This window comes from Treponema maltophilum ATCC 51939, from assembly GCF_000413055.1.
Lineage (GTDB): Bacteria > Spirochaetota > Spirochaetia > Treponematales > Treponemataceae > Treponema_C > Treponema_C maltophilum.
In genome coordinates this window covers 1349562-1362162 of sequence record NZ_KE332518.1, presented here as the reverse complement: position 1 = coordinate 1362162, position 12601 = coordinate 1349562, and the positions used below count along the sequence as shown (strand labels likewise).

The following is a 12601-nucleotide window of genomic DNA, read 5'->3' as shown; positions in this document are numbered from 1 at the left end:
GTTGAAAATTTAAAAAGAAAGAAATACAATATCTATGGAGTGTCTATGAAAATGCGCATGCGGGCGGCTTTACTGCTGCCTTTGTATCTGTCGTTTTTTGCCGTTCTTTCCTCGGCGAACGCACAGAATTTTACGGTCAAAAACGGGCAAATCGATTTAACAAGGTGGAATCCTTCTTCCGATGCAACCCTCGAATTAAAAGGCGAGTGGGGCTTTTTTTGGGAAGAGCTTTTGCAAACTTCAAAACCCGCGCCCGATTTTGTAACTGTGCCCGACGTTTGGACGGCAAAAAGCAAAAACGGAAAAAACTATCCGTCTTTCGGGTATGCGACATACACGCTTAAAGTGCTTTTGCCCAAGGATGCGTCGAATCTTGCACTGCATATAAAACAGCCCATGACCGCCGTAAAAGTTTTTGCAAACGGCAAAGAACTCGGAGAAATCGGCAAAGTCGGCAAAACGAAAAAATCCTATACGCCGGCTGCAAAAACGCGGAATTTTCCCCTGCCGTACGACAGCTCCGAACTTGATATCGTTATTCAGGTTGCGAATTTCGATTACACGAGGTCCGGTTTGTACAATACGGTGCAAATCGGTAAAAATCAGGCGCTTACAGCATCCGTTTTGAATTCGGCCGTTTTCGATGCGATTTTATTCGGCTTTGCTTTCGCGCTCGGCATCTACCATTTGATTTTATTTTTATTCCGCAGAAAAGAAACCAGTTTATTTGCGTTTTCTCTTTTCGTTTTTACCGTTGCGCTGCGCATGCTCGCAACCAATTCGTTAATCGGAAGCGAAGTGTTCGGCTTTTCGTGGTACGCGAATATCAGAATTGAATACTTTACCTTTGCGGTCGTGATTGTGCCCGTTTTGTTCTATCTGCGCGTTTTGTACAAAGATGAAGTCAATAAAACCGTCTTACTTATTTGTACGGCCGAATGCGCTGTGTACGCGCTGATTACGCTCTTTACGCCTGCGTCCTTTTTTACGTCGCTGCTTTTGTACCATCAAATAGTTTCGCTTATCGAAGCGGTGTATGTGATTGGAATCATCGTTCTTTTGATAAAACGAAAAAGAAACGGGTACGCTTTTATTCTTGCGGGCTTTTTTGCCCTGATTGTTTCGAGCGTTTTGGATTTGCTTTCCGGCATGATGATCATCCGCTTTCCGACGATGCTGCCTATCGGTTTGACCGTATTTTTAATCGTGCAATCGATCGCGCTCGCGTGGAAATCGCATATTGAACAGCGGAACAGCGAACAAACGAGCGCCAAACTCGCCGATTATTCGGAAAAATTAAAACTGCTGTTCGGCGAAATAAAGAATGCCGCATCCGATTTAACCAAGGGCGATGCCGTGCTCAGTTCGTCCATGCAAAAAGCGAATGAATCGTTCGATAAAATATCGGACTATGTGGATTCGGTTTTGAACGAGATTTCGGTGCAGCAGGAAACGCTCGGCGAAAGCGAAAAAACGACCGGACAGCTGAACGAATTTTTGGACGGCTTGAATGTGCAGATTGCCGAACAAAGTTCGAAGTCGAAAAATGCGGTAAATAATTTGTCCGAATTGGTACAAAATACCAAGGTTCTGACCGAAAAATTCCAACTGATCGAAGAGAATTTTAAAAACATTTCGGATGCAAGCGAAAAGGGTAAAACGAATTTGAGCAAGATGGCGCAAATTATCGACGAAATAACGACCGGCTCGTCTTTGCTGCTTGAAACGAACGCGCTGATAACGCAGATAGCCGAACAAACGAACCTTTTGGCGATGAACGCGGCCATCGAAGCCGCTCACGCGGGCGAAGCGGGAAAAGGTTTTGCCGTCGTCGCCGAAGAGATTCGCAGTTTAGCGGAAAAATCTTCCGAAGAAGCCGATTCTACGGGCAAAATCATCAAAAAAATTACCGAAGCGATCGACGATTCCGCGTCGGCCGCCGGTGTTTTGGAAGAAAGCTTTGCGAACATAACCGAAAAGGTCAACGGTTTTAAAACCGTGCTTGCCGAAATATCGAATTTTTTCGTTCAGACAAATTCGCAAAGCGCAAGTATGGAAGGCTCGCTTAAAACCGTTTTGGCCGAAATGGATGCGCTGCAAAACGAAAACGATACGCTGATCGATACCCGTCAAAGATCGGCACGGGGCTTTAACCGCTTGACCGAAGCGACGGAAAAGGTAAACTCCGAAATCGATTCGATGATTAAAAGCATAACCGAACTTATCGATACGTTTGAGCAAACAAAAACCGCTCAGCAGGGAACGCGGGAAACGGTTTTGCGCTTAAAGAATTTAATGTCGGATAACGAAGCCATACAAAAAGAATCGGAAACACCGGCTGTATAAACTTCCTTAAAATGCGGCGTCCGAGAGAATATCAATTCTCGAAGGACGTTGCATTCGTGCGCACTATTTTTTTCTTCCCGTATTTTTGCTTTTTTCGTGTTGCCCGCTTTTGGCGTTCAATAAATCGCCGATGGCGGGCATGTTCGATTGCACCGATTTTATGAACAATTTGAGAATGTCGAAAATCCGTTCCTTTGTTTTTGAATCGGTATCGTGGAGTTTTTTTAATGCGGCGGCCGATGTTTGCACCCAGCGGTTTTTTAAATCCGTGAGTGTCAGCGCTCCGGCGGCTCCGGCCGCATCGAAGAGGGTGTTTATAAATTCTTTGCGCGCTTTTTTATCGAGCCCTTCGAGCCAGGTTTTTACGGTGTTTTCGGCAAACATACTGTCGTCGCCCCGCTTTGACAGCGTCGCAAATTCTTTACCGTGAAACTGCCACGAAAAAGCATCGTGCTGAAGTACTCCGTTTGCCGCATCGCTTTGCACGATCGTGTGCTTTTTCGGATACTCCAACAATATGCCGACTACCGACGACTGCGGAACAAAACACTGCGCCTTTGCAAAGGCCCTTGCCGTATCGCCGCGCCGGCATGTATCTTTGTTAAACCCCGGGCCGTCAAAGCAAAAGATTGTTTCTATGCGTTTGAATATTTTATCCGAGCAAAATGCCGGCGCGTACAGGGCGAGGTTGCCGCCTTTTGAGTGTCCGGCGGTATACAGTTTGCCGCGGCAGTGTGTGCAGGCTTTTTCCAAATAGTCCAAAGCCGCCTGCTGCGACGGAACCGGATCGTCTGCGGCCATATTGAAGTCTTCTTTCCAGCCGATGAGCGTATCGTCGGTTCCGCGGTAGACGACGCAGCTTTTTTTCGGCGAAAGAACCGCCGTTACAGCGGAAAATTGTTTTTCGGCCTTTAAATCGATTTCGTTTACAAAACCCTTGAGTACAATGCCCGAAAAACGCACCGAATTGCCGGCCGCTTTCAAAAGCTGCGCGGATCGGGGATTTATAAAAACGCCGAAGTTTTCCGGATCTTTTTTCGGGTAGCGCCGCGCATATTTTTGCGCCGCTTCTTTTATCGTTATGCCGGATTTGAAATTTTCGCTTATAATGCCGTCAAAATCGATGTAAGACAGCTGGCACAAAATAAGCGCGTCCGCTTCGTTAAAATCGGAAACCGCAAAGGGAATGTCGCCGCGCCATAAAATGTAGTCTTCAATATTGGCCATGATTTTACTATAACTTGAACCGCTCTTTTTGTAAATCGCCCCAGGGCTTCAGCATGAAAAGTTTGGTATAGCGTAAGACAAAAGGATAGAACCTTTTGAGTCTGAATTGCGTGGATTTTGAATGAGAAATTCTTTTTTCCCTTATAAAGAGGACAGGGCTTCGGTATGGCCAAAGGCCGTAAAAAAAACAGGTTTATGAAAAATGTGTGAAAAAAACGGAATGATAAAAAGCAGTTTCTAAAATAATGCCTGTACTTTTTATCTCGAGTTTGCACCGCAAACTCGGTAAGTGAGAGCAGCGAACGGCGGGAGGTGAAGCCGAGCGACATGAGCGAAGCGAATTGCCTGAGCGCTCTCTTTTTTTACGTGTAATATTTGTGAACAATTTGTTTTTTTTGCCGATTTTTCTTATGCCGAATTCTTATCCTCTCCCGCACTTGACTTTTTGTGCGTAAATCCGTATCTTTAGTGCGACTGGGGATGCACCGGTTTCGACGGGTGTGTTAGAGATCTCGAGCTGCAGGTGAGGACGTCTTTCCTCCGAACAGACAAAACCTATAATTGCCGATTTCGACAATTCTTACGACTACGCCTTAGCTGCGTAATCGCGGGATACGGATTGTGCCGCTCTGAACGGTCCGATATCCTGACGCTGATCAGGGCTTGCTTTGCAGGGTGTCCGGTACCTGCACGGGACTTTTACCGGAATACGGAGACGACGCTTGCGGCGCTGCTACCGTTTCCCGACAAATACCTCGCGCCGCTAAACCTGTAGATGTTCCCGGTCCTCTCATTCGGACGGGGGTTCAATTCCCCCCATCTCCAACTGTTGCATTGTACCGATTTTTTTTGCTATAATACGCCCATCTAAAGGAACCTTCGGCTTTCGGCGATTGCCGTTCTACAAGGTCCGGAGCGGGGCGGTTATGGCTGATACGTACACGGCGGCGCTTGAGCGCAGCAAAAATCTTGAAAAAGACATTCAAATCAATCCGAAAAAATACCGGGTGCTGACGGGCGACCGTCCTACCGGCAGGCTGCACATCGGGCACTATTTCGGCTCTTTGCAAAACCGGGTGCGCCTTGCGCAGTTGGGAATTCCGACCTACATTGTGATTGCCGACTATCAAGTGCTCACCGATCACGATGCTTTCGGCGAAATCGCGCAAAACACAAAGCAGCTGACAATCGATTATCTTGCGGCGGGCATTCGGCCTTCCGACGATGTGTTTATTTTCCCGCACAGCTATGTTCCCGAAGCGAACCAGCTGATGCTGCCGTTTTTAACGCTGGTCAGCAATGCGGAATTGAGCCGCAATCCGACGGTAAAAGAAGAAATCAATTCGGCGGGCTTAAAAAGCGTAAATGCCGGCATGTATACGTATCCGGTGCACCAAGCCTGCGATATTTTGTTTTGCAAGGCGACCGTCGTTCCGGTGGGAAAGGATCAGCTTCCGCATTTGGAAATGACGCGCACGATTGCACGCCGTTTTAACGAAAAATTCTGCAGCGGAAAAAGCGTTTTTCCCGAACCGGAAGCGCTTTTAAGCAAAACGCCGTCGATTTTGGGGTTGGACGGAAGTCAAAAAATGAGCAAAAGCCGCGGAAATGCGGTTATGCTTTCGGCAAGCGAAGACGAAACCGCTTCGCTCATCAAAAAAGCGAAAACCGATTCCGAGCGGCTCATTACCTATGATCCGGAAAAACGTCCCGAAGTCGCCAATTTGCTTATGCTTATATCGCTGTGCACGGGCGAAGAACCCGCCTCGATTGCGGGACGGATAGGCGAGGGCGGCGGCGGAAAATTAAAGGCCCTGCTGACCGAAGCCTTAAATGAAACGCTTCGTCCTTTGCGCGCCGAGCGAAAGCGACTTGAAGCCGATCCGGCATACATCCGCAGCGTGCTTTCGGACGGTGCGCAAAAAGCGCGTGCGATCGCCGCCGCCACATTGGAAGAAGTCCGCTCGGTTATGAACATGAAAATATAGGGCGCGGGGTGCGGAGTATGGGGGTGCCGGGTATGAACGATAAAAATAATAAAAGCGATATGAACGGTATACATACGGATTGCGCCGATACGGGTTGTGTCGCGGTTAAATGTATCGTGTCCGAGGGAGCATCATTGCCGAGCTACGAAAGTTCGGAGGCTGCCGGCGCCGACGTGCGCGCATGCCTGAAAGAGCCGCTGTGCATTCCTTCCGGTTCGTGGGCGGCCGTTCCTACGGGACTTTTTTTTGAAATTCCTTCGGGCTTCGAAATTCAAGTAAGGCCGCGTTCAGGTCTTGCGGCAAAACACGGCATCTCCCTTTTAAATGCGCCGGGCACAATCGATTCGGATTACCGCGGCGAAGTAAAAATTCTTTTGATAAATCACGGCAAAACCGACTTTACGATCCGAAACGGCGACCGGATTGCCCAGCTCGTTGTCGCGAGTGTCGTACAGGCGAAGTTTTGCGCCGCCGAAAGTCTTTCCGAAACGGTGCGCGGTTCCGGCGGGTTCGGAAGCACGGGAGTATGAGATTGCGGCCTTGGCGCATGAAAGCGGTACTGCTTCGCTATCTGTTCCGCGAATTGATTGTCTATTTTGTCGTCGCTTTTTTGTTTTTCTTTTTAATTTTTTTCGTCAATCACATACTTTTAAATGCGGCCGACATACTTGAAAAGCGCGTTCCCGTGGATAAGGTTGCCCTGTTTATTTTTTACGCGCTACCCTTTGTGATTGCGCAGTCGGCTCCTTTTGCGACCCTGGTCGGCTTTTTGATGTGTATCGGGCGCATTGTTAGCGACAAAGAGTTTTTGATCATGCGCTCGTGCGGCTGTTCGCCCTTCTTTTTTTTGCTGCCCGTTGCCGTAGGCGGCTTGTTGATTTCGATCTTTTCGTTTTTGGTCAACGATTATTTGCTGCCGCTGGGTACGATTTCATACAACAAGCTGTATCTGTCCATCGTCGTGTCGAATCCGGCCGTGGAATTGGAACCGCACTCGATAAAGCGTACGCAAAATTCAACTCTTGTTATCGGAGACGTGTCCGGCAAGCACGTATCGGATTTGCTGCTGTTCGATACGGACTCTCAGGGGCAGCAGCGCGTCGTCGTCTGTTCGGGTGCGGATATTTCGCCGCATAAAGACGAAGCGGTTATTATGCAGTTGGATATGCAAAACGCCCTTGTCGTTTTTTTTAACGGCACGCAGCGCAATTCCTACGATTACCTTCATTCGAGCCATGCGGTTTTAAATATCTTTTCGTCTTCGTTTTTGCCCAGCTTCGGTATGATAAATCCGCAGGAAATGACTTCCCACGATTTAAAGCTTAAATTAAAAGAGATGGATTCTTCGGCTTCCGGCGTAAGCGCATCGACCCGCAATTCGTACAGAATAGAATATTACCGCAAATTCGCGCTGCCGTTCGGTTCGCTGTTTTTTGCATTTTTGGCTTTTCCGCTGGCGGCGCTCTTTGCCCGGCGCAACGGGCAAACGGTCGGTCTTATTATCGGCGTCATTATAGCCGTTCTCTATTGGGCGCTTATGATTTTGGGGCAGCAATTCGGCTTCCGCAACGGATTAAACGGATTTTGGGCAATGTGGCTTCCGAATATATTGGTTGCAGCCTTTGCGCTCGTGTTTTTTGTGCGATTGGTTCGCGAATGAGGATGCGGGAATGATTTTAGTGCGGTATGTGATGAAAAGATTTATTCCCGTGTTTGCAGGCGCTTTGGCGTTTTTTTGCTTTGTTCTGCTGCTCGTCGATTTGCTTGCCAATTTGTGGCAGTATTTGCTTGAAGGCGCATCCTTGGGCCTTATCGTGCGCATTTCGCTTTTGTATATTCCGAAAGCCGTTTCGTTTTCCATCCCGCTTGCAGTGCTGTTCGGTGCGGCCTTTACGCTCAGCTCGCTGTATGCGTCGAACGAACTGACCGTCATCTTTGCTTCAGGCGTTTCGCTTTTGCGCTTTACGCTGCCGCTTTTGATTTTTTCGCTTTTGCTCAGCGCCGCGTTTTTCTTTTTTGAAGACGCCGTCGTCGTTCCCTTTTACCGGCAAAAAGGCGACTTGCAAAAAAAAGCGCTTAACCGGCCCGTTTCCTACGACAACGACCGCATTGTCGCCTTCGGCGAAGGCGGTTCGCTTGTATACCGCGCCGATTATTACGACGACGAACAAAAGCGCTTGTACAACCTTATGATTTTTGTTCGCAAGGAAGACAAAACGCTCGACCGTATTATATCGGCCGAAAGCGCGCTTTGGAACGGCGAACAATGGATTTTTTCCGGCGCGGCAACCTATGTGAACATCGACGGCGCAATCGTTTTTTCCGAAGGCAGCGATTTTACGTGCCGCGAACTTCCCGACACCTTCCGCAATATTTCGATTTCGGTTGAAGAAGTGAGCGTTGCCCAAGCGCGTGAATACATCGCCAAACTGCAGCGCACCGGACTTCCCCATGCGAAGGAAAGTTCGCTGTACCATAAAAAATTCGCCTTTCCGCTCATTACGTTTATAGCCGTGTTTTTATCGGTCGGTTTGGCGGGAAAATCGCGCAAAAACGTACTGCTTATCAGCCTCGTTTCGTGCGTGAGCGCGGCGGTTGCTTTTTACGTTACGCAGATGATTACGATGCTGTGCGCCGAATTCGGCTATATATCGCCCTTTGCCGGCGCGTGGATTCCCGTGTTTTTGTTTACGGGAATCAGCGTTGCATTGCTGCGGTTCGCGCGCACCTAGCACCGGAACCGCACATAAAAGATATTGCAAAAGGATATTGCATGAAAGAGATTTTTACCTGCACTCATAACGACGAACATTCGCGGGCCCGGTGCGGCTTTTTGGAACTTCCGCACGGAACGGTACAAACGCCCGTGTTTATGCCCGTCGGCACGAATGCATCGGTAAAAGGCGTTACCAAAGAGGATTTGGAAGAAATCGGTTTTGAAATCATATTGGCGAACACTTACCACTTGTATTTGCGGCCCGGCGCCGACATCTTGGAACAGGCCGGCGGCTTGCACGGATTTTCAGGCTGGGAAAAAAACTTTTTAACCGATTCGGGCGGCTTTCAAGTGTTTTCGCTTGCGCCCTTCCGCAAAATCACCGCCGAGGGCGTGCGTTTTCAAAGCCACATAGACGGCTCAAAGCATTTTTTAACGCCCGAAATCGTCGTCGACATTCAAGCGCGCTTTGCAAGCGATATTCAAATGCAGCTTGATGTGTGCACGGGCTACGGCATAAGCGAAAAAAAGGCGCTTGAAGCCCTGCGTATTACCGAAGATTGGGCAAAACGCGCTTTTAAACAGAGCGAACGGTGGCGCGATACGGGCTATAAGGGCAGTCTTTTTCCCATTGTGCAGGGCAATTTTTTCAAAGACTTGCGCGCTCAAAGCGCCGAATTTGTTGCCTCCCTTAATTCCGCCGGCATTGCGATAGGCGGCCTTTCGGTCGGAGAACCCTTCGACGTGTACGAAGAATTTTTAAGCTATACGGCTTCTCTTTTGCCGCGCGAAAAACCCCGCTACGTTATGGGAATCGGTACGCCCGAATACATATTGGCGGCGGTTGCAAACGGCATAGATATGTTCGACTGCGTGCTTCCGACCCGCAACGGCCGCAACGGCTCGTTTTTTACGAAAGACGGCCTCATAGCGATTAAAAAAGCCCAATATGCCGCCGACTTTTCGCCCATAGATCCGGAATGCACGTGCAAAATCTGCAAAAATTATTCGCGCGCCTATCTTCATCACTTGTATAAAAACGGCGAAATCGCTTCTTCGATGTTCGGCAGCTATCATAATCTTGCATTTTTGTATAATATGATGGTCGAAGTCCGTGCGGCAATCAACGAAAACCGCTTTGCCGATTACCGCCGCACATTTTTACAGCGTTACGGAGGAAACCGATGAACGTCCGCCGCCTTATTTTGTGCGCCCTGTGCGCCGCCTTGTGCGTGCATCTTTTTTCGGCCGAGACGAAGGCCGAAAAGGCGAAGAATCGGGAAAGCGAAGCCCCTGCGGTCGAAGTTCCCGACGAAAAAAGCCAAAGCGAAAAACGCAAAGATATTTTGCGTTACGGGCTTGATAACGAAGTGGTCGGCCTTATCGAAACGCTCATAAAAGAAAAAGACGGCGAGTTTTTGCCCTTGCTTGCCGACATGTTCGCTTCGGCAAAAAGCACGGCGCTCAAAGATAAGATAATCGACTGCTGTGCCGAATTCGAATACGGCGGATTAAAGGACGCCGCCCTTGCCGTGCTCGAAGACCCTTACGACGAAAAAAAATCGACGGTAAGCGCGTTTATCCGCTATGCCGAAAAAATCAAACTGAGCGAAGCGGCGCCCTTTTTGCGCTCGATTATCGAAAAGGACGATACCGACTTTTTTAACGGTGCGGTAAGCGCTCTCGGAAGCATCGGTTCGGAAGAAGATGCGTCCTTCCTTGCCGACCGCTTCGAAAGCGAAGATTTAACCGTCGCCCAAAAGCAAAACATCGTTAAAGCGCTCGGAAAGCTGAAAGCCGACCGCACCTTCGACGCTTTGGCCGCAATGGCCCGTAACGAAGATGAAAACGCCTTTGTGCGCATGTATGCGGCCGAAGCCATCGGCACTATCCGCAGCGACGAAGCCGCCGATATCTTAATCGATCTGTTCGATTCGACCGACCCGAACTTGCGCCAATACGTCGTTAAAGGTCTTGCGCGCAACACCTCCGAAAAAGCGCGCGCGGTTCTTTTGGCCGCGTTAAAAGACAATCACTATAAGGTGCGTTTGGAAGCCGTCGATGCCGTGCGCGATCAGCGCCTTGCAGCGGCTTGTCCCTCGCTTTTGTACCGCGCGCAAAACGATGCCGAAGCGGTTGTAAAATACGCGTGCTTTGACGCCTTGGCGTCCCTTAACGATAAGGCGGGCGTCGATTATATGATTTCGCTTTTGGAAGATTCCCGAAAGGGCGATACGCTTAAAGTGAAGGTCGCTTCGTCATTACTCAAATACGATATCGATTCGGGCGTTCGCTCCGTCATCGCGCTGGCCGAAAAGACGCTTGCCGACGACAAAAAAAAGCAACTGCGCTACGCGCTCGGCAAAGAATTCGCTTTGCACGAAAACGCAGGTTTCGAATCGATTTGCGAAGCCTATCTGAAAAGCGCCGATGTCGCAACGCGCGGTACCGGTTTGGATATATACAAAAAGAACCGCTTTGCAAACCTTACTTCTTTAGTGCGCAGCATTGCCGAAGAGGACAAGGCCGCATCCCTTAAAGCAAAGGCAAAAGCCCTCATCGCGGATTAGCTGCACGGACAAAAAACACCTTGTACAATCACCGTATTGCAAGTATACTGAATTGTAAAAAAAAGCTATTTAAATATTTCGGAGGCACAGTATGATTGATTCGAGCGAAGTTCACGGTATTGTTTTGTATGAAGACGATGAGCACAAGTTTATTTGGCTCGGTTCGGAAAGCAAATACCGCGAAGGCGCGGTACAAACGATGCAGTACCTTATTATCGACCGGGGCAGGGGCGTTCTGCTCGATCCGGGCGGCGTGCATCTTTTTTCGCGCGTCGTAACCGCGGTCAGCCGTTTTATATCGGTGGACAAAATCGATACCATCTTTTTTTCGCATCAGGATCCGGATGTGTCTTCAGGTATTGCGTTGTGGCTCGGCATTACCAAGGCAAAGGTATATATTTCCGATTTGTGGGTGCGCTTTTTGCCTCACTTCGGCATAGTCGATACCGCCCGTGTGGTCGGTATTCCCGATAAGGGAATGGATATTGCCCTTCCGTCCGGTTCGCGTATGATGTGCGTGCCTTCGCATTTTATGCATTCGCCCGGACAATTCGGCTTATTCGACGAACGCTCCGGTATTTTGTTTACGGGAGATATCGGAGCCGCGGTCTTCGACGAATCGAACGAAACGGCCTTTGTCGGCAACTTTAACGACCACATTCCGCTCATTAAGGGTTTTCACGCGCGCTATATGGCGGCAAACAAAATCGTGCGCCGCTGGGCCGAACAGGTTCGCCGCTTAAATCCGCGCATGCTTGCCCCTCAGCACGGCGCCATTTACAAGGACGAAAACGTACACAATTTTCTAAACTGGCTGAGCGAACTGCAGTGCGGCATAGACCTTATCGATACTCTTTTTTGATGAGGTATGCCATGAACGAAAATACCGAAAATCAAATTATCGAAAACTTTACCGAGATTGTAGACAAAACGGTTGTCCGCTACAATAAAAGCGTCGTATTGGATTTTGTAACGACGCATTCGTTCGACATTATAGATCAGGCGATGGTCGAGCTGCAAAAGGGCTTCGATACGATTGTCGCCGCCTTCGAACAAATACAGGCGAGCGGCAACGCGTCTTCTTCAAATACCGGCCGCGTCAACTCGATGATGGGCGATATTTTGGAGAGCAATAAAAAGCTGCAATCCGAAATAAACGAGCGCGTCAGCGAAATAGACGAAGCCTCCGTTAACGCAAAAAGCGCCGCCGCAAGTTTTGAACTGTTGAAAGAAAAAACGGCCGATGTCGCCGACATGCTTGCGGGTATTCAGGACGTTTCGGTAAAAACGGGTATTCTTGCAATCAACGCGTCGATCGAAGCGGCCCGCGCCGGCAAGGTCGGAAGCGGCTTTAGGATTATTGCGAACGAAGTGCGCTCTTTGGCGACGCAAACCGGCGATTTTACGAAAAAGATCGAAGCGAAGCTCGCCGAGTTTCGCGAAACGGTCGATGAAATCAATAAAAGCATGACGTTGTTTATCGATTTATTCTTACGCTTTCAACAATCGTTTACCGGCGTTTTGAACAACTTCAACCAAAATGCCGTAACCCTCGACGAAGCCGGCAATTCTTTAACCGAAATCGCGGCCGCGGTAAAAGAGCAGGCCATTGCAATGAAAGACGGCTTGCGTTCGCTTGAAAAGGTGAACGGCTCGCTGCACGATACGCACGCCATTCTCGACGTTATTCAAACAAGCTATTCGTTTTTGGATACGCTTTTGGAGCAAAAACAAAGTTCATAAAAGCTTTTTTA

At 49.0% G+C, this 12601-nt stretch carries 10 protein-coding genes and 1 other RNA gene; 10 read left to right on the top strand and 1 reads right to left on the bottom strand.

Features of this window, described 5'->3' with window-relative positions; all coding sequences use genetic code 11:
- Positions 1–45 precede the first annotated feature (45 nt).
- Positions 46–2346: a methyl-accepting chemotaxis protein gene (locus tag HMPREF9194_RS06175; protein ID WP_016525521.1), complete on the top strand. Its 2301-nt coding sequence runs from the start codon at positions 46–48 to the stop codon at positions 2344–2346.
- 63 nt (positions 2347–2409) lie between these two features.
- Here HMPREF9194_RS06175 and HMPREF9194_RS06170 read toward each other — a convergent pair whose 3' ends face one another.
- Entirely contained in the window at positions 2410–3573 is a 1164-nt protein-coding gene (locus HMPREF9194_RS06170; RefSeq protein WP_016525520.1) for an Mbeg1-like protein, read from the bottom strand.
- A gap of 476 nt (positions 3574–4049) precedes the next feature.
- Here HMPREF9194_RS06170 and ssrA point away from each other — a divergent pair.
- The 9 genes from ssrA to HMPREF9194_RS06130 all read left to right on the top strand — a co-directional run bounded on the left by ssrA (position 4050) and on the right by HMPREF9194_RS06130 (position 12590).
- Positions 4050–4401: a transfer-messenger RNA gene (gene ssrA / locus HMPREF9194_RS12090) on the top strand.
- 98 nt (positions 4402–4499) lie between these two features.
- On the top strand, positions 4500–5561 hold the full coding sequence (gene trpS, locus HMPREF9194_RS06165; RefSeq protein ID WP_016525519.1) for a tryptophan--tRNA ligase: 1062 nt from the start codon (positions 4500–4502) through the stop codon (positions 5559–5561).
- Between the two features lie 59 nt (positions 5562–5620).
- Positions 5621–6091, top strand: coding sequence for a dUTP diphosphatase (gene dut, locus HMPREF9194_RS06160; protein WP_084663157.1), 471 nt, complete (start codon positions 5621–5623; stop codon positions 6089–6091).
- A complete protein-coding gene (locus tag HMPREF9194_RS06155) occupies positions 6088–7221 on the top strand; it encodes an LptF/LptG family permease (RefSeq protein WP_016525517.1) in 1134 nt (377 codons plus the stop codon). The genes dut and HMPREF9194_RS06155 overlap by 4 nt, the downstream gene beginning before the upstream one ends.
- A 10-nt stretch (positions 7222–7231) precedes the next feature.
- Positions 7232–8293 (top strand): LptF/LptG family permease, encoded by a 1062-nt coding sequence (locus tag HMPREF9194_RS06150; RefSeq protein WP_016525516.1) that lies wholly within the window; start codon positions 7232–7234, stop codon positions 8291–8293.
- A gap of 41 nt (positions 8294–8334) precedes the next feature.
- Positions 8335–9465 (top strand): tRNA guanosine(34) transglycosylase Tgt, encoded by a 1131-nt coding sequence (tgt, locus tag HMPREF9194_RS06145; RefSeq protein WP_016525515.1) that lies wholly within the window; start codon positions 8335–8337, stop codon positions 9463–9465.
- Positions 9462–10847, top strand: a complete 1386-nt coding sequence (locus tag HMPREF9194_RS06140) for a HEAT repeat domain-containing protein (RefSeq protein WP_016525514.1) — start codon at positions 9462–9464, stop codon at positions 10845–10847. The genes tgt and HMPREF9194_RS06140 overlap by 4 nt, the downstream gene beginning before the upstream one ends.
- 91 nt (positions 10848–10938) lie before the next feature.
- Positions 10939–11709, top strand: a complete 771-nt coding sequence (locus tag HMPREF9194_RS06135) for an oxygen-binding di-iron domain-containing protein (RefSeq protein ID WP_016525513.1) — start codon at positions 10939–10941, stop codon at positions 11707–11709.
- 11 nt (positions 11710–11720) lie between these two features.
- The gene (locus HMPREF9194_RS06130) at positions 11721–12590 is read left to right on the top strand and encodes a methyl-accepting chemotaxis protein (protein WP_016525512.1); all 870 of its coding nucleotides are present in this window, start codon (positions 11721–11723) and stop codon (positions 12588–12590) included.
- Positions 12591–12601: the final 11 nt, after the last annotated feature.